Origin of the sequence: Bacillus sp. 5mfcol3.1 (genome assembly GCF_900114335.1) — a bacterium.
Lineage (GTDB): Bacteria > Bacillota > Bacilli > Bacillales > Bacillaceae_G > Bacillus_A > Bacillus_A thuringiensis_S.
On record NZ_FOST01000002.1, the window covers coordinates 687,796 to 711,736 of the forward strand.

A 23,941-nucleotide genomic window follows, 5' to 3' on the forward strand; every position below is an offset into this window, starting at 1 on the left:
GTGTAATTATAGAAAAAGGAGCTCAAATAAACTTGAGCTCCTTTTTTTATTTTTCTTTTGTTAGTTGTTCTAATGTTTTTCCAAGATTATGTGATCGTTCCGTTGCCTGTGTAATACAAGAAATAAGTGCTTGTTGAAATTTATGTTCTTGTAATACTTCAATACCTGCTTCGGTAGTTCCGCCAGGAGAAGTAATTTCCTTTCGCAAAATAGAAGGGTGTTTGTCACTTGCTTTTAGCATTTCAGCAGCACCAATCATCGTTTGAAGAATAAGTGATTTTGCAACATCTTCTTTTAAACCAATTTTTTTTGCAGCTTCTTCCATAGCTTCCACTACGTAATAAATATAAGCAGGTCCACTTCCGGATAATGCAGTGACAGCATGCATATCTTCTTCCTCTACAACAGAGACGAGACCAATCGTTTCAAATAAAGATGTTGCAGTGCGAATATGTTCCGCTGTTGCATGTTTCGAAGGGGAGATAGCGGTAGCTGATTTTAAAATGGCTGCGGATGTATTTGGCATTGCACGAATAATTGGAACGTCTTTTTGAAGTAGTTTTCTAATTGAGTGAGTAGAAACACCTGCTAGTAATGAAATAATAAGCACGTTATTATTTATGTATTCTTTAAAAGGGATAAGCGCCTCTGCAACATCCTTTGGTTTCATTGCTAGAAAAAGAATATTTGCATCAGTAAGTAATTCTTTTTTATTATGAGTACCTTTGACACCGTATTTTTTATGTAGCTCTTGTAATCTTGTCTCGTTAGAACGATTACTTACAGTAATTTGTTCACCTTTAACAACATTTGCATGTAACAAGCCACCAATAATAGCTTCAGCAATAGAGCCTGCACCGAGAAAGGAAATGTTTTGAATAGACATGATGTTCCTCCTTTAATTTTGGTTAGAAATTCTTATAAATGTACATACATTCGTTTTTTTATAGGAAACACCTCTTTTTATCTGAAAATAATGACAAATATATATAGAAGTTGTAAACTGAAGAAGTATTCATTTTTGAACCGGAAAGAGACAGGGGGGCTAAGCATGACGGCGATTCACCGAATGGAGATTCCTGTACCATTTGCAGTGGAAACTGTGAATGTGTTTTTAGTTGAGGGGGAGACATTAACATTAATTGATACAGGGACGAATACAGAAGAGGCAAGAAATGCGTTAGAAAGTCAATTAGGTACATTAGGACATACGATAGAAGATATTGAAACAGTAGTCATTACGCATCATCATGCAGATCATTGTGGACTTTTAAATATATTTTCTGAGAAGACGAATATTATTGGACATCCTTGGAATGAGCCTTGGATCACACAAAATCCAGAGTTTTTAAAGCGGTATCATGAATTTTTTAGAGAGACGGCCTTACAGTTTGGTGTGCCAGTAGCATTTTTGAAAGACGAGTCGTTATTGACGACGAGGACACTTAAATATTCTTGTAATAGATCGTTAACGCATACTGTGAGAGAAGGAGATCGTATTAATTCTTTGCCTGGATTTACAGTGCTTGAAACACCAGGTCATGCTTCTACTCATATTTCTTTATATAGAGAATCTGATGGAATATTAATTGGTGGAGATGCTCTCATTAGTCATATTTCTTCGAATCCAATACTAGAACCACCATATGAAGGGCAAACAGAACGGGCACGCCCATTACTACAATATAATCAAACATTACAGCGTTTAAGCGAAATGAATATTTCACGCATTTTATCAGGGCATGGGGAAGATGTTCTAAATGTGAAACAACTTATTGAAACGAGATTACAAAAGCAAGAAACACGTGCTTTTAAAGTACTTGAGTTATTAAAGGAAAAACCAATGACAGCATTTGAAGTATGTGTAAAACTATTTCCGGTATTATATAAAGAACAATTACCACTTACTATTTCAGAAACGGTTGGACAATTGGACTATTTAGCATATAATCAACAAGTGATGATTGATGAGTCATCGCAACAATTGATTTATTATGCAAAGTAGGTGACAGCAATGACAGGACGTTTACAAAATAAAGTAATCGTCATTACAGGTGCTTCTAGTGGGATTGGTGAGCAAGTTGCAATGCAAGTTGCAGCACAGGGAGCGACTCCAGTATTAATGGCTCGAACAGAAGAGAAACTACAAGCGTTAGTAGACAAAATTAAAGAAACTTATAATACGCCTTGCTATTATTATGTATTAGATGTAAGTGAAGAGATGGAAGTACAGTCTGTTTTTTCAAAGGTATTACAAGAAGTGGGACGTATTGATATATTAGTAAACAATGCGGGATTTGGTATTTTTAAAACGTTTGAAGATGCGTCAATGGGTGAAGTAAAAGATATGTTCCAAGTAAATGTATTTGGATTAGTAGCATGTACGAAAGCGGTACTACCTTATATGGTAAACAAGAATGAAGGGCATATTATTAATATTGCTTCACTTGCTGGAAAAATTGCAACTCCGAAATCGAGTGCTTATGCAGCAACGAAACATGCCGTATTAGGATTTACGAATAGTTTACGCATGGAATTAGCGAATACAGATATTTATGTTACAGCAATTAATCCAGGTCCGATAGATACAAACTTTTTTGAAATAGCGGATCAATCTGGTACATATGTAAAGAATATGGGACGTTACATGTTAAAACCAACATACGTAGCAGAACAAATCGTAAAGTCGATGCACACGAAAAAACGTGAAGTAAACTTACCGAAGTGGATGGGAATTGGCCCGAAACTTTATGCTTTATTCCCAGGTTTATTTGAACGTGTAGCAGGTAAATCATTAAGTAAAAAATAGGAGATTTCCATATGGAAATCTCCTATTTTTTATTGTTTTCCAGTTACATAATCATAAACAATATCCTCAATTTCCTCGTATAAATCAATTTCAATATTTGAATGAGTCACCGTTTGAATATGTTTCACTAGCATTTCCTGATCTTCTTTTGATATTGGACTGCATTGATATTGTTGAAAACTTTTTATAATCATTTTCTCAATTAATTTTTCGTTCATATTTTTCCCCGCCTGTATGTACGTATGTATTGTTTTATTGTACTTGAAGTGAAATAAAAAAACTACTATGCACTATTTTTGTATAAAAATTCGGTTGAGTATATTATTTTTCTAATAAAATTAAGTTTTTTTAGATTTAAAAATTTATAAATATTTAATTGACTCTATAAATATACAATATTATAATCATACTTAATTTAAAGAATCGATATGAGGAGGAACTTATGAAAGTCGCAATTATTGGAGCCACTGGATATGGGGGCATTGAGTTAATTCGTTTATTAGAACAACATCCATATTTTTCGATAGCATCTCTCCATTCTTTTTCACAAGTTGGTGAGTGTATAACAAATGTATATCCGCATCTTCGAAATGTCCTTTTTCATACGTTACAAGAAATTGATGTGGAGACGATAGGAAAAGAAGCAGAAATCGTATTTCTAGCAACCCCAGCAGGAGTATCGGCGGAGTTAACTCCCAAGTTATTAGCAGAAGGTTTAAAAGTAATTGACCTATCTGGAGACTTTCGTATGATAGATCCTTCGTCATATGAACTGTGGTATAAAAGGCCAGCAGCGAAAGAAGAAATTCTTAGAAAAGCAGTGTATGGGTTAAGTGAATGGAAAAGGACTGAGATTCAAAAGGCAAATTTAATTGCAAACCCAGGATGTTTTGCTACAGCCACATTGCTAGCGATAGCACCGTTAGTACGTAGTAGCAGGATTGAAGAAGATTCGATTATTATTGACGCGAAATCAGGGGTATCAGGAGCAGGTAAAACACCAACAACAATGACTCATTTTCCTGAGCTATACGATAACTTACACATCTATAAAGTAAACCAGCATCAGCACGTTCCAGAGATTGAGCAAATGCTTACAGAATGGAATAGTGAATTACAGCCAATTACATTTAGCACACATTTAATACCGATATCACGAGGAATCATGATTACACTTTATGCAAAAGTAAAACAAAAGATGGAAATAAAGCAACTTCAAAAATTGTATGAAGAAACGTATGAACAATCGCCTTTCATCCGAATTTGTACGCAAGGGAAATTTCCAAGTCCAAAAGAAGTGAGAGGCTCAAATTATTGTGATATTGGCATAGCTTACGATGAAAGAACAGAAAGAGTTACGGTCGTTTCTGTTATAGACAATATGATGAAAGGCGCGGCTGGGCAAGCGATTCAAAATGCAAACATAATAGCGGGACTAGAAGAGACAACAGGTTTACAACATATGCCGCTTTATCTATAAGGGGGACATGATGATTAAAGTAGCGTCTATTACAAAATTAGAAAATGGTTCAATTGTAACGCCGAAAGGCTTTTCGGCAATTGGTACTGCAAATGGTCTGAAAAAGGAGAAAAAGGATTTAGGGGCAATCGTTTGTGACGTACCAGCATCATGTGCCGCTGTGTATACAACGAATCAAATACAAGCAGCCCCTTTGCAAGTAACGAAGGATAGTATAACGGCAGAAGGGAAGTTACAAGCAATTATCGTTAATAGTGGAAATGCAAATGCTTGTACTGGAATGAAAGGATTACAAGACGCATACGAGATGCGCACATTAGGGGCGGAACATTTTGGATTGAAAGAAAATTACGTTGCAGTAGCTTCAACAGGTGTAATTGGTGTTCCGCTGCCGATGGATATAATCCGAAAGGGAGTTGCAACTCTTATACCGACGAAGGAAGAAAGTGAAGCATATTCTTTTTCTGAAGCAATTTTAACGACGGATCTCATAACGAAAGAAACTTGCTATGAAATGATTATTGATGGGAAGAAAGTGACGATTGCGGGTGTTGCAAAAGGTTCAGGGATGATTCATCCGAATATGGCAACGATGCTTAGTTTTATTACGACAGATGCTCATATAGAGCATGACGTATTGCAAACGGCATTATCCCAAATTACGAATCATACATTTAATCAAATTACGGTAGATGGAGATACTTCTACGAATGATATGGTCATCGTTATGGCAAGTGGATTATCAGAAACAAGGCCGATAAATATGGAACATACAGATTGGGAAACTTTCGTATGTGCTTTACAGAAGGTATGTGAAGATTTAGCAAAAAAAATTGCGCAAGATGGTGAAGGCGCTACGAAGTTAATAGAAGTAAATGTGCTAGGAGCTCAAACGAATGAAGAGGCAAAAAAAATTGCAAAGCAAATAGTCGGTTCGAGTCTTGTGAAAACAGCAATACATGGTGAAGACCCAAACTGGGGACGAATTATTAGCAGTATTGGACAAAGTGAAGTAGCTATTAGTCCGAATACAATTGACATTACTCTTCAATCTATATTGGTATTAAAAAATAGTGAGCCTCAAACATTTTCTGAAGAAGAAATGAAAGAGAGATTACAAGAAGATGAAATAGTCATTAATGTGTACTTACACTTAGGAGAAGAGACAGGATCAGCTTGGGGCTGTGACTTAAGCTATGAATATGTAAAAATAAACGCTTGTTATCGTACATAAGGAGAGAGAAGATGAGCGAATATATTGTAGTGAAATGCGGCGGTAGTATGTTGAATCAATTAAAAGCTGTGTTTTTTGAATGTATAAAGAAATTGCAACAGAAGTATAAAGTAGTGATTGTTCATGGTGGTGGGCCAGAAATTGATGCCAAATTAAAAGATTGTAACATCAACGTAGAAAAAAGAGATGGATTACGCGTAACACCAAAAGAAGTTATGGATGTTGTTCAAATGGTGCTATGCGGAAGTACGAATAAAAAACTCGTAATGAATTTACAAAAGCATAATTTACTTGCGGTAGGTTGTTCAGGATGTGACGGCAATTTACTTCAAGTTCAACCTGTCAGTGAAGAGATAGGATATGTGGGGGAAGTAAGTTATGTAGAAACAGCCTTATTAAAAGGATTAATGAATATGGAGTATATTCCTGTTATTGCTCCAATCGGGGTAAATGGTAATGAAGTTTATAACATAAATGCGGACAATGCTGCAGCTGGGATTGCGGCTGCGTTAGGGGCAAAAGAGCTTATTTTTATTACGGATGTAGATGGAATATTACATGAAGGGAATTTGGTAAAGGAAACGGATGAATCTGAAATTGCTACTTTTATAGAAACAGGTGTTATTACAGGTGGGATGATTCCGAAAGTACAGGCGGCACTAGCATCATTAAAAATGGGAGTGCAAAAGATAAGTATTGTGAATGGTACAAAAGATTTTACTGAGGTTACGGGAGAGTGTATTGGAACGACGGTAACGAAAGGTGTGAGTATTGCATGACGAGTCATCTTTTTCAAACGTATGGCAGAAGAACTATTGAGTTTGTAAAGGGAACTGGAACGAAAGTTATTGATAATAACGGTAAGGAATATTTAGATTTCACATCAGGAATTGGCGTATGTAATTTAGGACATTGTCACCCTACTGTTCTCAAAGGTGTACAAGAGCAACTTTATGATATATGGCATATATCTAACCTGTTTACAAACAGCTTGCAAGAAGAAGTTGCGTCATTATTAACAGAAAATAGAGAATTAGATTATGTGTTTTTCTGTAATAGTGGGGCAGAGGCAAATGAAGCGGCTTTAAAGTTAGCACGTAAGCATACTGGAAAATCTCTCGTCGTAACATGCCAGCAGTCTTTTCACGGTAGAACATTTGGAACGATGAGTGCAACGGGCCAAGATAAGGTAAAAGAAGGATTTGGTCCATTACTTCCATCTTTTTTACATATCCCTTTTAACGATATTAAAGCATTAGAGGAAGTAATGAATGAAGAAGTTGCGGCGGTAATGGTAGAAGTTGTTCAAGGAGAGGGAGGAGTAATACCTGCTGATCTATCTTTTTTGAAAGAGATTGAAACATTATGTAATAAGTTCGGTTCCTTATTTATTATAGACGAAGTACAAACGGGGATAGGAAGAACTGGAACACTATTCGCTTATGAACAAGTGGGAATAGAGCCTGATATCGTTACCGTTGCAAAGGCGCTTGGGAATGGGATTCCTGTCGGAGCGATGATTGGCCGGAAAGAGCTCGGAGCGTCGTTTACTGCAGGATCACACGGTTCAACTTTTGGCGGGAATTACATCGCGATGGCTGCAGCGAAAGAAGTATTGCAAGTAAGTGAAAAACCATCGTTTTTAAAAGAAGTACAAGAAAAAGGCGAGTACGTATTAGAGAAGTTGCAAGAGGAATTACAGCATGTCGAATGTATTCAAAATATACGTGGTAAGGGGCTTATGATTGGGATTGAGTGTAAGCATGAAGTTGCAAGTTTTATAGAACAACTAGAAAACGAAGGACTTCTCGTATTACAAGCAGGTCCTAATGTGATAAGACTATTACCGCCACTCATTGTCACGAATGAAGAGTTAGAACAGGCAGTATATATAATAAAAAAAGTAGTTTGTACAAAAAACGTATCAATCATATAAGGGGGAAGTTTCATGTCAACTGTACAAGTACCGAAATTAAATACGAAAGATCTTTTAACACTAGAAGAATTAACGAAAGAAGAAATTATTTCTTTAATTGAGTTCGCTATATATTTAAAAAAGAATAAGCAAGAGCCTTTATTACAAGGCAAAATATTAGGGCTTATTTTTGATAAGCATTCAACTCGTACTCGTGTATCTTTTGAAGCAGGAATGGTACAGCTCGGGGGACATGGTATGTTTTTAAGTGGGAAAGAGATGCAAATGGGAAGAGGAGAAAGCGTTTCAGATACTGCGAAAGTATTATCGCAGTATATTGACGGGATCATGATACGTACATTCTCACACGCGGATGTAGAAGAGCTTGCAAAAGAATCAAGTATTCCTGTTATTAACGGTTTAACGGATGATCATCATCCTTGTCAAGCATTGGCAGACCTTATGACGATATACGAAGAAACAAATACATTTAAAGGAATAAAATTGGCTTACGTAGGTGACGGAAATAATGTATGTCATTCATTGTTGCTAGCGAGTGCAAAAGTCGGAATGCATATGACTGTGGCAACGCCTGTAGGGTATGAACCGAATGAAGAGATTGTAAAAAAAGCGTTAGCAATTGCCAAGGAAACAGGAGCTGAAATTGAAGTTTTGCATGATCCTGAATTAGCGGTGAATGAAGCAGATTTCATTTATACTGACGTTTGGATGAGCATGGGGCAAGAGGGCGAAGAAGAGAAGTATACTTTATTTCAACCTTACCAAATCAATAACGAACTTGTTAAGCATGCGAAGCAAACATATCGTTTCTTACACTGTTTACCTGCCCATCGTGAAGAAGAAGTAACAGGAGAAATTATAGATGGACCGCAGTCTATCGTCTTTGAGCAAGCTGGTAATCGATTGCATGCTCAAAAAGCGTTATTAGTGAGTTTATTTAAAAATGTAGAAGAGCCTTCCTAAAAGGGAGGTTTTTTTATATTAAAATGTCGGATGTATATTTGGTTAACCATTTCGATATCATTTATAATAAAAGAGAAAACTAAATTTGTTTTTCAGAGTGTGTAAGGACATACTACATATAAAAATATAGTTAAAGAGATGATGAGGGTGAAAACAACTAAGAAAACATATTCGTTTTTCCAGCGGATGTGGAGAATATTAAAGTTTCAATATTATAAGTTGCTTCGATCGCCAGAAGGCGCAAAGAAAGTATCGTTAGGGTTTGCTATAGGATTCGGCTTAGAAATGTTAGTCATTTATACGGCATCGCTCGTATATGTAATATTTTATCCAATCGTCAGGTTAGCAAAGGGATCTTTTCCTGCGGCAGTTATTGGCAATATTATTGGGAAAATATCGTTTCTCCCAGTATTTTTATTTCCGCTTGCGTATGCGCTAGGAAAAATGATTTATCCATTTCATGTACAGAAAATTCATCATGAACCATTTACGATATCGGACTTGTTTTCAAGTCACATTTTTACGATATTAAAGAGCTTATTACAAAGTGAAGTGTATGTATTAATTGGAATGACGATTTTAGGAGTTGTGTTTGGTCTCATTTCATATTTCGTTGTGCATTATTTATACGAAAAGAACCGTAAGTTACGTTTGAAGAAAAGGAAGAAACGAGTGAGAGAACCACTTGTACAATTATAAACAATGTCACATTCATTTTCTCCTTTGAATATGTTTAAGAAAAAGGAGGAGAGGATAATGTATTATTATTACGTGCCTCAAGTATATCCATATGTAAATTATTATCCGGTTTATGATACGAGTAGACAATACGAATTATATCGGCAACAACAATTACAGCAATTATCACAAATACCACAATTACCAACACAACAGCCTACACAGGAAAAAAAACCATATTTAACAACATGGCCATATTCCAATGTATACTATGGTAATTATTACGAATCATAAAGCTGCTTCTATTTAGAAGCAGCTTTATACGTTTGTTTTCAAAATTAAATTTTGAATGGTTTGAAGAGAATGAATGAGCTTTTCGCGCTCTTCCTCAGATAATGTTTGGAAATTTTCTTTTAGTTTGTCTAAAATGAATTGCTGATACTGATTTACTAATAATTTCCCTTCAGCTGTTAGAGAAATTAAAATGACCCGTCGATCTTTTTCGCTATAATGACGCTCTATTAGTTCTTCTTGAATAAGTTTGTTTAATAGAGGTGTCATGTTAGGCCGTGAAATCGCTAGCCGCTTGCCGATTTCGGAAACTGCTAATGTGCCGTTTTCATGCAAAAGCAGTAATACTTGTGTATGTGATGGCGGCATATGTCTTTGAGAAGAAAATTCTCCAGGAAGCATAAATTTGCGATAAAAAAGAGGCACTAGCGAAAGAAGATGATCAACAATACGTTCCCACTCGCGTGATTCCATATAAAGGCCCCCTTCCACTATCATTGTAACAAAAAAGACATGTTATAAAAATAGAATTGTTTCATGGTCGCTTTAATATTTGTAGGATAACACTTGCTTTGTAAATGTGTTGGCAATAATTGCATAGCCGTTATCATTTGGGTGTACTTGGTCAAATAATAACTCTTTTTTATCATTCGATATTAATTTGCGAATTGGTAAAACGATAGATGGTTGATTTGCTTTGGAAATGGAATAAACAGATTCATTCCAGCCATCTAAAAACATATCTGCATAACTTGCGATGGAGTCATCGAGTTGTAACGGGTTATAGAGTTCTGAGAGAATGAGTAAAGCGTCCGGATTTTGATCTCGAACTGTCTTTACAATACTTTTTATATCCGCTTCAAAATGGGCTTTTTCTTTATTTAACATTTTTATACCATCTATAACACCGACATCACGATTTAAACGAAATAAATTATTTCCTCCAATATTAATTGTAATTATATTTGCTGCTCTAATTTTTTCCTTTACATCTTCTGATTGAACTTTTTTAGCGAGACGATCTGTTGTAAGACCGTTTACCCCAAGGTTTTCTACTGTAATTGGTTTATGAATTTGTGCTTCTATTTGCTTAGAAGCTAATTCAGCAAATCCACCTTGTGTCGATCCATATCCTTTAGCGAGTGAATCACCTAATACAAGATGATAAAAAGATTCGTTTGTTTGCTTATCAATCCAATTTGGGGCAGATGTTTTTTCTGTTTTTTCTTCAGATTCATTTTGTTTTGTCTCGTCGTTCTTTTCAAAATAAGAATAAGAAATGATCAGAAGGAGGAGACAAACAATTGTTAAGATGACTTTTTTCATAAATTCATCCTCCTTGTAATTGGTAATTGTATCATATTCAGCAGTATTAGCAATGTAAGGGCATATTATATGTTTATGAAAAGTTTATAATAACTTTACAGAAAATTTGTTGAAGTTTGTCAAAAAATATTGACGATAGGAAAGAACTTTATATATGATAATGTCAGATAAGGTGAAACTTTAATGAGTGGGAGCTTTATTTCCTATTAATTAATAGTCTTCATCAATCGGGCGTTTAAGGAGACTACTCGTTAGCGCAGGGTGAAATGAAAATTGTGTCTCTAATAGAAGAAAAAAGGTATGTGGTTAGAGACAGATAGGGATTCATTTCATTATTTCTGGTAATTGTATAAGGGGGATTTTTTGTGAAAAAGTCAAAAAAAATGCTAGCTGGAGCAACTCTTGCGATTGGTGTTATAGCACCGCAAGTAATGCCAACAACAGCTCATGCAGATGAGAACACTGGGGAGAGTACAGTTAACTTACGAATTCTAGAAACATCAGATATTCACGTTAACTTAATGAATTACGATTATTATCAAACGAAAACAGATAATAAAGTAGGTCTCGTGCAAACTGCAACACTCGTTAATAAAGCACGTGAAGAAGCGAAAAACTCTGTCCTATTTGATGATGGAGATGCATTACAAGGGACACCGCTTGGAGATTATGTAGCAAATAAAATAAAAGATCCGAAGAATCCTGTGGATCCTAGTTATACACATCCATTATATCGTGTAATGAATTTAATGAAGTATGACGTCATCTCTCTTGGGAATCATGAATTTAACTACGGCTTAGACTATTTAAACAAAGTAATTAGTAAAACGGAATTCCCGGTTATTAACTCGAATGTTTATAAAGATGATCATGATAATAATGAAGCGAACGATGAAAATTATTTTAAACCATATCATATTTTAGAGAAAGAAGTAGTGGATGAAGCAGGCCAAAAACAAATAGTGAAAATTGGTGTAATAGGATTTGTCCCACCTCAAGTTATGAACTGGGATAAGGCAAATTTAGAAGGAAAAGTAAAAGCGAAAGATATTGTCAAAACAGCGAATAAATTAGTACCGAAACTGAAAAATGAGGAACATGCAGATATTGTCGTTGCACTAGCGCATTCAGGTGTTGATAAGAGTGGATACAACGAAGGAATGGAAAATGCATCATATCATTTAGCAACACAAGTTCCTGGCGTAGATGCAGTATTAATGGGACATTCACATACTGAAGTGAAGGATGTATTTAATGGTGTTCCAGTTGTAATGCCTGGTGTTTTTGGTAGTAACTTAGGTATTATTGATATGCAATTGAAAAAGGTAAACGGAAAATGGGAAGTACAAAAAGATCAATCTAAGCCGCAACTTCGCCCGATTGCTAATAGTAAAGGTACCCCATTAGTAGAATCTGATCAAAAATTAGTTAATGAAATTAAAGATGAGCATCAAGCGACAATCGACTATGTAAATACACCTGTAGGTGAAACGAAAGCACCAATTAATAGTTATTTTTCATTAGTACAAGATGATCCTTCCGTACAAATTGTGACAAATGCGCAAAAATGGTATGTAGAACAAGAACTTAAAAAACCAGAGTACGAAAAGATTAAAGATATTCCGGTTTTATCTGCAGGCGCACCATTTAAAGCAGGTGGCCGAAACGGTGCTACATATTATACGGATATTCCAGCTGGAACGTTAGCAATTAAAAACGTTGCAGATTTATACGTGTATCCAAATACGTTATATGCTGTAAAAGTAAATGGGGCACAAGTGAAAGAATGGCTTGAAATGTCTGCAGGTCAGTTTAATACAATTGATCCAAAGAAAACAGAAGAACAGCCATTAGTAAATATAGGCTATCCTACATATAACTTCGATATTTTAGATGGCTTAAAATACGAAATTGATGTAACACAACCGGCGAAATACGATAAAGATGGAAAAGTTGTAAATGCAAATACGAATCGTATTGTAAATATGACATATGAAGGTAAGCCAGTAGCTGATGATCAAGAGTTCATCGTCGCTACAAATAACTATCGTGGAAGTAGTCAAACGTTCCCAGGTGTAAGTAAAGGGGAGGTTGTATACCAATCACAAGATGAAACACGTCAAATCATTGTGAAGTATATGCAAAAAATAAAAAATATTGATCCAGCAGCTGATCAAAATTGGACGTTTAAACCGATTGTTGCAGATAAATTACATACAACATTTGATTCTTCACCAAATGCACAAAAGTATATAAAGAAAGATGGGAACATATCATATGTTGGACCATCTGAAAATGAATTTGCTAAATATGCAATTGATATAACGAAGAAAAATGATGATAAAGAAACTGGTGAAGGAAATCCAACGACACCGCCAACAGGTGGGGGAGAAAATCCAACAACACCGCCAACAGGTAATGGAGAAAACCCAACACCACCAACAGAAGAAGGTAATAATGGTAATGAACCAAAACAAGATGGAAACAATACTGGATCTGGACAAACTACAACAGATGATCAAAATACAAAAGAAACAACAACAACTGTAAGTGAAAATAAAGAAGCTGAAAAAGATGAACGTGATTTACCGAAAACAGGTGCAAGTATTGCTTCTACAATTGGAGTGGGTCTTGCGTTTGTTGGAGCGGGATTACTTATGTTATTTAGAAGAAAGAAAGCGAATAGATAGTCGAGAAATATAAAAAGGATTACCGATTTGGTAATCCTTTTTGTTATATTATGAAACTGGTACTGCTTTTTCTTTTTTCCATGAAAGACCGAATCCAGTAAAGCCGACGATAATGGTTACGACTGGACATGCTAAACAGAAGATTGCGTATGGCAGGTAATCGAATGTTGGAACGCTAAGAACGTTTGTTAAGAATACGCCACTTACACCCCATGGTACGAGTGGATTAATTACTGTACCAGCATCTTCTAATACTCGTGATAAATTACGACGTTCTAAACCGACTTCATCGTATTTATTAGCAAATGCTTGTCCTGTTAAAACGATGGATAAGTACTGCTCACCGAGTAAGAAGTTTACACCAATTGCAGTTGAAGCAGTAGAAATAATTAAGCGTGTACTAGTTTTTACGAAGCTAGAGATAATATTCATCAGCTGCGCTATAATACCCATTCCTTGTAATAATCCTCCCATACAAAGAGCTAGGAAAATAAGAGCAATTGACATCATCATACTTTGCAGGCCACCGCGAGATAATAAGCTATCAATATCTTTGATACCAGTTTTAGAAACGTAACCGTCTTGCATAATTTTTATTAAATCAGCTAAAGAAGTGCTAGGTTTAAAAATAAAGAGAATAATAATCCCTACCACAATTCCTGCAAGTAATGTTGGAACTGCGGGTACCTTTTTAAATGCGAATAGGAACAGTAATAAAATAGGAATCAGTGTAACGATAGAAATCGTTGCATTTTTTTCTAATGTGTTAATAAATGCTGAGAAATCAACGTTTCCACCAGATCCGCTTCCTAAAATGAAAAATGCGATAAAAGCAATAATGAAAGCTGGCACTGTTGTCCAAAGCATGTTACGAATATGTTCAAATAAATCTACACCCGTTACAGCAGGCGCTAAGTTTGTTGTATCAGATAAAGGAGACATTTTATCTCCGAAGAATGCACCAGAAATAATTGCACCAGCAATAAGAGCTGGATCGTATCCAAGGGCAGTACCCATTCCCATAAAAGCAAGTCCTACAGTTGCAGCAGTTGTAAAAGCACTACCGATACTCGTTCCAACAATTGCACAAACAACAAAAACAGTTGGAACGAAAATTTTTGGAGATACAAGCTGGAAGCCGTATACCATTAAAGTCGGAATAGTTCCAGCTGCGATCCAAACGCTAATTAATACGCCTACAAGTAAGAAAATAAATATAGATGGAATACCAGCTGAAATACTACTAATCATCCCTTTCTCCATAGTAGACCAAGAGATTCTCTTCAGGAATCCAAATGCTAATAAAAGAACGATACCAAATAAAATTGGGATGTGTGGTGAAACTTCTAATTGAATAACACTAAAACCAATACAGAAAAAGATAAAAATTGTTAAAAGAACAGACTCAATTTTTGAAACCATTGTTTTCCCCTCCTAAGTAATGTAAAATAGCTCTTTTTTATATAAAATTCGCCAATATTGTATATTTCCTTCTAAAATTTAGAATTTTGTGGCAAATTACCGGTAATTGTTAGTCCTTCTATATGATACGGAAATGATTGGATAAAAAAACGTCCCTGCATATAATTATGCAGGGACGAAGAAATCGCGGTACCACCCTAGCTTGTGAAATGAATGCGTCACAAAATAAAGGGTCATATGATATGCACTTATAAAATAAAAAACGCCCCTGCAATATATGCAGGGACGAAAAATTCGCGGTACCACCCTAAATTGTGAAACAGTGTCGTTTCACCACTCTTTAGACATAACGGTCTATAACCGTCTTTCACTACTCCTCACGTTTCGTAAAAGAAGCTCCAGGGGGTAATTCATAATTCGCTCTGTACTGGTTCGCACCGACCACCAGCTCTCTGAAATCAGAAATCGAAATACTACTAAATCCTATCAACGCCGATTCATATGATGTTAGTTAAATTTTTATCATATTTTCATCTTACATGTCAATAAAAATATTAACTATTTTTTTAGGGAAATAAAGGAGAATTGTTTTTAACGCTGTAAAAATGTACGTTATAATGAATTTGAAAGGGGGAGGAAAGAGTGAAGAAAAAAATAATTCTTTTTACCACTTTATTAGTTATTGGAGGAAGTGCTGGAATTTACACAGCTTTTGCGGCTGAATCAGAGCAGTTGAAACAAAAGCAAATACAACAGTCAGAAGTGAAGAAAGTAAAAGAAATAGAAGAGAAGAAATCAATGGAAAAAGCAGCAGAAAAACTAGGAGTTTCTACTGAGGGGAAAACAAAAGAAGAGGTTACGAAAGAAGTGAATACCGCTAGGTTTGAGAAGCGTCATGATTTATTAATTGAGCACGCTAAGCAACTTGGAATTGATACAGAGGGAAAAAAAGATGAAGAAATTATTTTAGAAATTGGAAAGATACAGCATGGAAAGTAGAACAACTTATCGTATGATAAGTTGTTCTTTTTTAAGAACTATTTGATTTTAAAATAATTGACAGTCATTCGGATTTAATGTTAACTATATTTATAAACAAGTTAACATTAGGGGTGACAATTGTGACAATAAATAGTAGAACGATTGAAAAATCATCTTATACATATGAAGAATTAGCGGAGAAAAATAAAGCTTACGTATGGCACCCATTTACACAAATGAAAGATTATTTAGAAGAAGATCCTGTCATTATTGAACGTGGAGAGGGAAGAAAGCTATACGATGTAAATGGTAATGAATATTGGGATGGTGTTTCATCTATATGGTTAAATGTTCACGGACATCAAGTACCGGAATTAGATGAAGCAATTCGTGAGCAATTAAATAAAATTGCTCATTCTACTATGTTAGGACTTGCTAACGTTCCATCTATTTTATTAGCAGAAAAAATTATTGAGGTTGTACCAGATGGATTGAAGAAGGTATTCTATTCTGATTCAGGTTCTACCGCTGTTGAAATTGCAATTAAGATGGCTTTCCAATATTGGCAGCATAAAGGGAAACGAAAGAAACAAAGATTCGTTACATTAAAAGAAGCATATCACGGTGATACAATTGGAGCTGTTTCGGTAGGAGCAATAGACTTGTTTCACCAAGTGTATAGTTCGCTCTTATTTGATGCGATTAAAATGCCGTATCCATATACATATCGTTCTCCTTACGGAAATAATAAGGAGGAAATTGTAAAAAGCCATTTAGAAGAAATGGAAGAATTGTTGAAAGAAAAGCATGAAGAAGTAGCTGCCATCATTGTAGAGCCATTAATGCAAGGTGCTGGCGGGATGATTACAATGCCAAAAGGATATTTAAAAGGACTGCGCGATTTATGTACTAAGTACAATGTATTATTTATTACAGATGAGGTAGCGACTGGATTTGGGCGTACAGGGAAAATGTTTGCTTGTGAACATGAAAATGTGACGCCAGACATTTTAACTGCTGGGAAAGGTTTAACAGGTGGATATTTACCAATTGCAGTTACGGTAACAACAGATGAAATATATAATGCCTTCTTAGGAGAATATGAAGAACAAAAAACATTTTTCCATGGACATAGCTACACAGGTAATCCGTTAGGGTGTGCCGTAGCAATCGCGAATCTAGAACTATATGAAAAAACAAATTTAATAGAAGACGTGACACGTAAAACGGATTATGTGACAGCGCAATTAGAAAAGCTCTTTGCGTATAAACATGTAGGTGATATTCGTCAGTGCGGATTAATGGTTGGTATTGAGCTTGTGAAGAATAAGGAAACGAAAGAAGCGTTTGACTGGACAGAAAGAGTCGGTGTTCAAGTATGTAAACGCTCAAGAGAGCTGGGTATGATTTTACGACCGCTAGGTAACACGATTGTATTTATGCCACCACTTGCTTCTACTTTTGAAGAGATTGATGATATGTTACGCATTTTATATAAGGCAATCTCAGATGTTACGGAGGGAGAATAATGAGTGGTTTTTTCATAACAGCAACTGATACTGAAGTTGGAAAAACAGTAGTTGCAGGTGCTATAGCAGGTGTATTTAGAGAATTAGGATATAACGTAGGGGTATATAAACCGTTACAAAGTGGGCATGTTGCATCAAACCCTGAGGGAGATGCGGCAAGGTTAAAAGTACTATCAGGTGTACCGACACAAGAAAATGAAATTTGCCCTTATTCTATTGAAGAACCACTTGCTCCGAGACTTGCCATGAAAAGAGCTGGAAGAGTAGTAAAGTTAAAAGAAATTACTGATTGCTATAATGAACTATTAAAAGAGTTTAATAGCTTATTTGTAGAAGGAGCAGGTGGGCTTGCTGTCCCATATACAGAAGATGCTTTAGTAATTGATTTTGCAAAAGAATTACAGTTGCCTCTTATTGTAGTAGCTCGTCCTACATTAGGAACAGTAAATCATACAGTGTTAACGATTGCTTACGCAAAGACGCATGGCTTAACCGTAGCGGGTGTCATTTTATCAGGTTGCAAAGAATGTGAAATGGAAAGAGTGCAAGAAAATAAAGAGATGATTGAAGAGCTGAGCGGGGTACCAGTTTTAGGATTATTACCATTCTTTGAAGGTGAGTTTACGAAAGAAGAAGTATTGGAATCTGCAAAAGAACATATTATGATTTCAAAATTAGAGGAGTTTATCCAAAATGAATCAAACGTGGCGGGCGCATCTTCAATCTAAATTACAACAATTACATGAGCAAGGGCAGTATCGAAATTTATATGTAACAGAGAAGGCAGAAGAGACTTGGCTTATTCGAGATAAAAAAAGGATGTTAAATTTAGCGTCAAATAATTATTTAGGGTTAGCTGGAGATGAAAGGTTAAAAGAAGCTGCTATTGCCTGTACAAAAAGATGTGGAACTGGAGCGACTGCCTCTCGTCTCGTTGTAGGAAATCATCCATTATATGAAGAGGTTGAGAGAAGCATATGTGACTGGAAAGGTACTGAAAGAGCTTTAATTGTAAATAGTGGGTATACGGCAAATATAGGTGCCATATCTTCTTTAGCCTCTCGGCACGATATTGTTTTTAGTGATAAGTTAAATCACGCAAGTATTGTTGATGGAATCATATTAAGCGGGGCAGAGCATAAAAGGTATCGTCATAATGATTTGGATCATTTAGAGAAGCTGTTGAAAACAGCGTCACCTGAAAAGCGGAAATTAATCGTAACTGATACCATTTTTAGTATGGATGGTGATACTGCTTATTTGAGAGATTTAGTACAGCTGAAAGAGAAATACGGGGCAATCATTATAGTCGATGAAGCACATGCGAGTGGAATATATGGAATCGGCGGAGCTGGGTTATCTCATATAGAAAAAAATCTTGCTCAAAAAATTGATATACATATGGGGACGTTTAGCAAGGCTTTAGGGTGTTATGGTGCGTATTTGACAGGTGATGAAATTTATATAGAGTATTTACAAAATATGATGAGAAGCTTTATTTTTACTACAGCTTTACCACCAAGTACGTTAGGAGCAGTGCAAAAAGCAATTGAAATTGTAAAAGAAGATAATGAAAGAAGAGAGAACCTTATAGCAAACGGAGAATACTTCAGAACTAAATTAAGGGATGCTGGTTTTGATATTGGGAATAGTTCAACTCATATTGTACCGATTGTAGTCGGTTCAAATGAACATGCTTTACGATTTAGTAAAAGGTTGCAAGAGGCAGGGATTGCGGCTATTGCAATTCGTCCGCCAACTGTGCCGGTTCATAGCTCTCGAATTCGCTTTGCAGTTACATCGCAACATACAATAGATGATTTAAAATGGGCTATTGACCGAATTATTCACATTGCGAAAGAAGAGGAGATTTTCGTATGAACGAGCTAAAGATTATTTTTATCCCAGGATGGGGAATGGAAGAGAATATTTGGGATTTAGTATTTCCGTATTTTAAAGGATACCCTGTTCAAAGCATAGATTGGCGTAATGTGAAAGAACGAAGTGAATTTGCGGAACGAATTGTAGATGTAGCGCATAATGACAACGTAATTTTAGTTGGATGGTCACTAGGAGCGTTAGCAGCAGTTGAAGCTTATAAAAAGATTCAGGCAAAAGGCATCGTATTAATTGGTGGTACTGCTAAATTTACAAATACGAGCGACTACAGTAACGGATGGAATGCTTTGCATGTAGAACGGCTGAAAAGGAATTTGGCGAGAAGGAAAGAAGATACGCTCAAGCGGTTTTATGAAAATATGTTTACGAAAGATGAGCTAAAAGAGAATAAAAACTTTGAAGACATTGTAAACCGTTTTAAAGGTGATTCTATTCAGTCTTTACAACTAGGTTTGGATTATTTAATAGAAACAGATATGAGAGAAGAACTAAAAGAAATTAAAGTACCTATACTACTTATTCACGGAGAACAGGATGTAATATGCCCATTGTCTGCGGCACGTAGTATGACGGAGAATAGCAGCAGCGAGCTGAAAGTAGTAAGTGATGCAGGGCATGCGTTATGTGTGACGAATTTTGAATATTGCGCAAATGAGATAATTCAATTTATAGAGGGGATACGACATGATCAACAAAACGTTACTACAAAAACGGTTTAATGGGGCAGCCGTATCTTACGATCGATATGCAAATGTACAAAAAAAGATGGCACATTCATTACTTTCAATCTTAAAGGAACGATATAGTGAAACGGCATCAATACGTATTTTAGAACTGGGGTGCGGGACGGGGTATGTAACAGAGCAATTATCAAAGTTATTTCCGAAAGCACATATTACAGCAGTTGATTTTGCTGAAAGTATGATTGCAATTGCGCAAACTAGACAAAATGTAAAAAATGTAACGTTTCACTGTGAAGATATTGAGCGATTACGATTAGAAGAATCATATGATGTCATTATTTCAAATGCTACATTTCAATGGTTAAATAATTTACAACAAGTGTTAAGAAATTTATTTCAACATTTGTCTATAGATGGGATATTACTCTTTTCAACGTTTGGACATGAAACATTTCAAGAATTGCATGCTTCGTTCCAACGTGCGAAAGAAGAAAGAAATATAAAAAATGAAACATCGATTGGTCAACGTTTTTATTCGAAAGATCAGTTGCTTCATATATGCAAGATAGAAACAGGGGATGTGCATGTTTCTGAAACATGTTACATAGAGAGTTTTACAGAAGTTAAGGAATTTCTACATTCTATTCGAAAAGTAGGAGCGACTAATAGCAATGAAGGATCATATTGTCAAAGTCCCTCACTCTTTCGTGCGATGCTGCGCATATACGAAAGAGACTTCACGGGAAATGAAGGGATAATGGCAACGTATCATGCTTTATTTATGCATATAACAAAAGAGGGGAAGAGATGAAATGAAACAAGTACAAACAAAAAGGGATTGGAAAAAACTTGCATACGACGTAGTGGAAGAGAAAATGATTACGAAAGAAGATGCAATAGCGATATTAGAAGCTGATGATACAGAAGTTTTAGAAATTATGAATGCAGCTTACATTATTCGCCATCATCACTTTGGTAAGAAAGTAAAATTGAATATGATTATTAATACGAAATCTGGATTATGTCCTGAAGATTGTGGATATTGCTCACAGTCTATTATTTCAGAAGCACCAATTGATAAATATGCATGGTTAACGCAGGAGAAGATTGTAGAAGGGGCACATGAAGCAATACGCCGTAAAGCAGGTACATATTGTATTGTAGCGTCTGGTCGTCGTCCGACGGATAAAGAGGTAAATCACGTAATTGGAGCAGTTAAGGAAATTCGTGAAACGACAGACTTGAAGATTTGTTGTTGTTTAGGTTTCTTAAATGAAGATCAAGCAGGACGTTTAGCGGAAGCGGGCGTGCATCGTTATAACCACAACTTAAATACACATGAAAATAATTACGATAGTATTTGTTCAACTCATACGTATGATGATCGTGTTGATACAGTTCAAAAAGCGAAACAAGCGGGCATTTCTCCATGCTCTGGAGCGATTTTTGGCATGGGAGAAACAATTGAAGAGCGTGCTGAAATTGCATTTGAATTACAACGTATAGATGCAGATTCTATCCCTTGTAATTTCCTTGTTGCTGTAAAGGGAACACCTCTTGAAGGGCAAAAAGAGTTAACGCCAGTAGAATGTTTAAAAGTACTGGCAATGATGCGTTTTGTAAACCCGACAAAAGAAATTCGTATTTCAGGAGGACGTGAAATCAATTTACGTTCTGTACAGCCAATCGGTTTATTTGCAGCAAATTCTATTTTTGTCGGGGACTACTTAACGACAGCTGGACAAGAGCCGACTGCAGACTGGGGTATGATTGCAGATTTAGGATTTGAGATTGAAGAGTGTGCATTATAAGATAGTTGAAAAAGCAAACTTGTAAAAGGGTTTGCTTTTTTTGTAAATAAAATGTAATAAATAGTTGTGAACGCTTGATATTATTGGTTTTTGAGCGGAAAAAAGAATTTTTGTGGACGAATTTTCCAAGCCCTAGTTGTACATAGTAAATATGTAATTTATATTGGGTTGGAGGATTTTACATGTACAAATACATATTAGCGATTATGACTTGTTTAATTTTAATAAAAGCAATAAGTTCTGATCCAGTTAAGGCTGCTGAAAATCCTGAACAAAAAGAGATGCAACAAAGAATCGAACAACACTTTCGAACGAAAGCTGAACATTTTGGATTGAAAACGGAAGGAAAAGATTTAAAGGAAGTTAGAAAAGAAATTACTATTATAGAAGAAGCGAAAAAAAGAGAGAATGTATGGAGAACAGCACAAGCTCTTCATATAAAAACAGAAGGAAAAACGATGAATGAATTAATAAAAGATGTACAAAAAAAGGTGAAAAAATAAAAAGAGGCCGAAGCCTCTTTTTTTATGCCCATTGTTTTGATAAGTGAGCCATTTCAATTGCAGCAACAGCTGATTCATATCCTTTATTACCAGCTTTCGTACCTGCGCGTTCAATCGCTTGTTCAATTGTTTCTGTCGTTAATACGCCGAAAATAACTGGGATGTCCATTTGTAGTGATAAAGACGCAACACCTTTTGCTACTTCATTACAAACGTAATCGTAGTGAGTTGTAGCACCTCGGATTACAGTACCTAATGTAATAACAGCATCATACTTTCCGCTACTAGCCATCTTTTTAGCGATTAAAGGAATTTCAAATGCACCAGGAACCCAAGCAACATCAATATCATTTTCTTCTACACCGTGACGCTTTAATCCGTCTAAAGCGCCGCCAAGTAACTTACTTGTAATAAATTCGTTAAAACGTCCAACAACAACTCCAACTTTTAATCCTGTACCAACTAAATGACCTTCGAATACCATAATAAATCTCTCCTTTAATTATAAGTTTAGTAAGTGTCCTAATTTGTTTACTTTCGTTTGTAAATACGATTTATTCTCTTCTTTTGCTGGCATTTGCAACGGTACACGCTCGACTACTTCTAAATCGTAACCTTGTAAGCCAGCAATTTTTCTTGGGTTATTCGTTAATAATCGTAAACTTTGTAAACCTAAATCTTTTAATATTTGTGCTCCGATACCGTAATCACGAAGATCAGCAGGGAAGCCGAGTTTTTCATTTGCTTCTACAGTATCGAATCCTTCTTCTTGTAATTTATAAGCACGAAGCTTATTAAGAAGCCCAATGCCTCTTCCTTCTTGTCTCATATAAAGAAGAACACCGTTTCCTTCACGCTCAATTTGAGCAAGTGCTGCATGGAGTTGTGGTCCGCAATCGCAGCGATGTGAACCGAATACATCTCCTGTTAAGCATTCAGAATGAACACGCACAAGTACCGGTTCACCTATTGAAATATCACCTTTTACAAGTGCGATATGTTCTTTCGTATCTAATGAGTTAGAATAGCCAATTGCGTGGAAAGTACCGAAATCTGTAGGTAATGTAATTTCCACCTCTCTCGTCACAAGTGTTTCATGATGGCGGCGGTAAGCAATTAAATCTTCTATTGTAATCATTTTTATATCAAATTGTTTTGCGCATTCTATTAAATCAGGTACACGTGCCATCGTGCCGTCCTCATTTATAATCTCGCAAATAACTCCAGCTGGTTCGGCACCGCATAGCTTCGCTAAATCAACAGCAGCTTCTGTATGACCTGCACGACGCAGGACACCGCCTTCTTTCGCAATTAATGGAAAGATATGTCCAGGTCGATTGAAATCAGCGCCTTTTGATGCGGGGTTTAACAATTCTTGTATCGTAGTTGCACGTTCGTGAGCGCTAATCCCTGTTGTTGTAGAAACATGGTCAATGCTCACTGTAAACGCAGTATGATGTGAATCTGTATTATGAGATACCATTGGTTCTAATTGTAGACGTTCTGCGTACCCTGCTGTAATCGGTACACAAACGAGACCACGGCCATGTGTAATCATAAAATTAATTGTTTCTGGTGTAATGTACTCTGCTAAAGCAATAAAATCGCCTTCATTTTCTCGGTTTTCATCATCACATACGATAACGACTTTACCTTGTTTTAAATCTTCTAGAGCTTCTTCAATACGATGAAACATTGTGCTTCCC

General features: G+C 35.9%; 25 protein-coding genes and 1 other annotated feature. Of the genes, 18 read left to right on the forward strand and 7 right to left on the reverse strand.

What is annotated here, in order from left to right; genetic code table 11:
• Window positions 1-46: 46 nt before the first annotated feature.
• Window positions 47-886, reverse strand: a complete 840-nt coding sequence (gene proI / locus BM089_RS12985; RefSeq protein ID WP_053563686.1) for a pyrroline-5-carboxylate reductase ProI — start codon at window positions 884-886, stop codon at window positions 47-49.
• Window positions 887-1,051: 165 nt separating this feature from the next.
• On the opposite strand from proI, the gene BM089_RS12990 reads away from it, so the two are divergent.
• Both BM089_RS12990 and BM089_RS12995 read left to right on the forward strand, forming a co-directional pair.
• Window positions 1,052-2,005: an MBL fold metallo-hydrolase gene (locus BM089_RS12990; RefSeq protein WP_000125135.1), complete on the forward strand. Its 954-nt coding sequence runs from the start codon at window positions 1,052-1,054 to the stop codon at window positions 2,003-2,005.
• Window positions 2,006-2,014: 9 nt separating this feature from the next.
• On the forward strand, window positions 2,015-2,809 hold the full coding sequence (locus BM089_RS12995) for an SDR family NAD(P)-dependent oxidoreductase (protein ID WP_000147794.1): 795 nt from the start codon (window positions 2,015-2,017) through the stop codon (window positions 2,807-2,809).
• A 29-nt stretch (window positions 2,810-2,838) separates the two neighbouring features.
• Here the strand turns inward: BM089_RS12995 and BM089_RS13000 are convergent, their stop codons facing one another.
• Window positions 2,839-3,027: a YqzH family protein gene (locus BM089_RS13000; RefSeq protein WP_001003222.1), complete on the reverse strand. Its 189-nt coding sequence runs from the start codon at window positions 3,025-3,027 to the stop codon at window positions 2,839-2,841.
• Window positions 3,028-3,251: 224 nt separating this feature from the next.
• Between BM089_RS13000 and argC the strand changes: the two genes are divergently transcribed.
• The 7 genes from argC (at window position 3,252) to BM089_RS13035 (ending at window position 9,394) form a co-directional block, all read left to right on the forward strand.
• Entirely contained in the window at window positions 3,252-4,289 is a 1,038-nt protein-coding gene (argC, locus tag BM089_RS13005; protein ID WP_090977107.1) for an N-acetyl-gamma-glutamyl-phosphate reductase, read from the forward strand.
• Between the two features lie 10 nt (window positions 4,290-4,299).
• Complete coding sequence (gene argJ / locus BM089_RS13010) at window positions 4,300-5,523, forward strand: bifunctional glutamate N-acetyltransferase/amino-acid acetyltransferase ArgJ (protein WP_000598389.1); 1,224 nt, start codon at window positions 4,300-4,302, stop codon at window positions 5,521-5,523.
• A gap of 11 nt (window positions 5,524-5,534) precedes the next feature.
• Window positions 5,535-6,302 (forward strand): acetylglutamate kinase, encoded by a 768-nt coding sequence (gene argB / locus BM089_RS13015; protein WP_000006080.1) that lies wholly within the window; start codon window positions 5,535-5,537, stop codon window positions 6,300-6,302.
• On the forward strand, window positions 6,299-7,459 hold the full coding sequence (locus tag BM089_RS13020) for an acetylornithine transaminase (protein ID WP_087967334.1): 1,161 nt from the start codon (window positions 6,299-6,301) through the stop codon (window positions 7,457-7,459). Before argB ends, BM089_RS13020 begins: the two co-directional genes overlap by 4 nt.
• 12 nt (window positions 7,460-7,471) lie before the next feature.
• Window positions 7,472-8,422, forward strand: a complete 951-nt coding sequence (gene argF, locus BM089_RS13025) for an ornithine carbamoyltransferase (RefSeq protein WP_000108852.1) — start codon at window positions 7,472-7,474, stop codon at window positions 8,420-8,422.
• 138 nt (window positions 8,423-8,560) lie between these two features.
• On the forward strand, window positions 8,561-9,121 hold the full coding sequence (locus tag BM089_RS13030) for a DUF2062 domain-containing protein (RefSeq protein WP_002005691.1): 561 nt from the start codon (window positions 8,561-8,563) through the stop codon (window positions 9,119-9,121).
• Window positions 9,122-9,178: 57 nt separating this feature from the next.
• Complete coding sequence (locus tag BM089_RS13035) at window positions 9,179-9,394, forward strand: hypothetical protein (protein WP_000291957.1); 216 nt, start codon at window positions 9,179-9,181, stop codon at window positions 9,392-9,394.
• 24 nt (window positions 9,395-9,418) lie between these two features.
• Here the strand turns inward: BM089_RS13035 and BM089_RS13040 are convergent, their stop codons facing one another.
• The gene (locus BM089_RS13040) at window positions 9,419-9,865 is read right to left on the reverse strand and encodes a MarR family winged helix-turn-helix transcriptional regulator (protein ID WP_000445819.1); all 447 of its coding nucleotides are present in this window, start codon (window positions 9,863-9,865) and stop codon (window positions 9,419-9,421) included.
• A gap of 72 nt (window positions 9,866-9,937) precedes the next feature.
• Window positions 9,938-10,717 (reverse strand): GDSL-type esterase/lipase family protein, encoded by a 780-nt coding sequence (locus BM089_RS13045; protein WP_000755850.1) that lies wholly within the window; start codon window positions 10,715-10,717, stop codon window positions 9,938-9,940.
• A gap of 365 nt (window positions 10,718-11,082) precedes the next feature.
• Here BM089_RS13045 and cpdB point away from each other — a divergent pair, with 365 nt between their 5' ends.
• Window positions 11,083-13,407 (forward strand): bifunctional 2',3'-cyclic-nucleotide 2'-phosphodiesterase/3'-nucleotidase, encoded by a 2,325-nt coding sequence (gene cpdB, locus BM089_RS13050; RefSeq protein WP_090977109.1) that lies wholly within the window; start codon window positions 11,083-11,085, stop codon window positions 13,405-13,407.
• Window positions 13,408-13,455: 48 nt separating this feature from the next.
• Here the strand turns inward: cpdB and nhaC are convergent, their stop codons facing one another.
• Window positions 13,456-14,829, reverse strand: a complete 1,374-nt coding sequence (nhaC, locus tag BM089_RS13055; RefSeq protein ID WP_000253736.1) for a Na+/H+ antiporter NhaC — start codon at window positions 14,827-14,829, stop codon at window positions 13,456-13,458.
• Between the two features lie 278 nt (window positions 14,830-15,107).
• Window positions 15,108-15,328 (reverse strand) — a binding site (T-box leader).
• A gap of 143 nt (window positions 15,329-15,471) precedes the next feature.
• Here nhaC and BM089_RS13065 point away from each other — a divergent pair.
• The 8 genes from BM089_RS13065 to BM089_RS13100 all read left to right on the forward strand — a co-directional run bounded on the left by BM089_RS13065 (window position 15,472) and on the right by BM089_RS13100 (window position 22,235).
• On the forward strand, window positions 15,472-15,828 hold the full coding sequence (locus tag BM089_RS13065; RefSeq protein ID WP_000726902.1) for a hypothetical protein: 357 nt from the start codon (window positions 15,472-15,474) through the stop codon (window positions 15,826-15,828).
• Between the two features lie 77 nt (window positions 15,829-15,905).
• Window positions 15,906-17,339 carry an adenosylmethionine--8-amino-7-oxononanoate transaminase gene (gene bioA / locus BM089_RS13070; RefSeq protein ID WP_139213261.1) on the forward strand — a complete coding sequence of 478 codons (1,434 nt, stop codon included), beginning with the start codon at window positions 15,906-15,908 and terminating at the stop codon, window positions 17,337-17,339.
• On the forward strand, window positions 17,339-18,067 hold the full coding sequence (bioD, locus tag BM089_RS13075; protein ID WP_090977113.1) for a dethiobiotin synthase: 729 nt from the start codon (window positions 17,339-17,341) through the stop codon (window positions 18,065-18,067). Before bioA ends, bioD begins: the two co-directional genes overlap by 1 nt.
• The gene (gene bioF, locus BM089_RS13080) at window positions 18,033-19,220 is read left to right on the forward strand and encodes an 8-amino-7-oxononanoate synthase (protein WP_001077298.1); all 1,188 of its coding nucleotides are present in this window, start codon (window positions 18,033-18,035) and stop codon (window positions 19,218-19,220) included. Before bioD ends, bioF begins: the two co-directional genes overlap by 35 nt.
• Window positions 19,217-19,957 carry an alpha/beta fold hydrolase gene (locus BM089_RS13085; protein WP_090977115.1) on the forward strand — a complete coding sequence of 247 codons (741 nt, stop codon included), beginning with the start codon at window positions 19,217-19,219 and terminating at the stop codon, window positions 19,955-19,957. Before bioF ends, BM089_RS13085 begins: the two co-directional genes overlap by 4 nt.
• On the forward strand, window positions 19,923-20,732 hold the full coding sequence (gene bioC, locus BM089_RS13090; RefSeq protein WP_000608912.1) for a malonyl-ACP O-methyltransferase BioC: 810 nt from the start codon (window positions 19,923-19,925) through the stop codon (window positions 20,730-20,732). Before BM089_RS13085 ends, bioC begins: the two co-directional genes overlap by 35 nt.
• Before the next feature lies 1 nt (window position 20,733).
• The gene (gene bioB / locus BM089_RS13095; protein ID WP_000815858.1) at window positions 20,734-21,732 is read left to right on the forward strand and encodes a biotin synthase; all 999 of its coding nucleotides are present in this window, start codon (window positions 20,734-20,736) and stop codon (window positions 21,730-21,732) included.
• A 182-nt stretch (window positions 21,733-21,914) separates the two neighbouring features.
• A complete protein-coding gene (locus BM089_RS13100; RefSeq protein ID WP_000280032.1) occupies window positions 21,915-22,235 on the forward strand; it encodes a hypothetical protein in 321 nt (106 codons plus the stop codon).
• A 22-nt stretch (window positions 22,236-22,257) separates the two neighbouring features.
• Here BM089_RS13100 and ribH read toward each other — a convergent pair whose 3' ends face one another.
• Window positions 22,258-22,719: a 6,7-dimethyl-8-ribityllumazine synthase gene (gene ribH, locus BM089_RS13105; protein WP_000230895.1), complete on the reverse strand. Its 462-nt coding sequence runs from the start codon at window positions 22,717-22,719 to the stop codon at window positions 22,258-22,260.
• Window positions 22,720-22,737: 18 nt separating this feature from the next.
• Entirely contained in the window at window positions 22,738-23,931 is a 1,194-nt protein-coding gene (ribBA, locus tag BM089_RS13110) for a bifunctional 3,4-dihydroxy-2-butanone 4-phosphate synthase/GTP cyclohydrolase II (protein WP_090977117.1), read from the reverse strand.
• Between the last annotated feature and the right edge of the window lie 10 nt (window positions 23,932-23,941).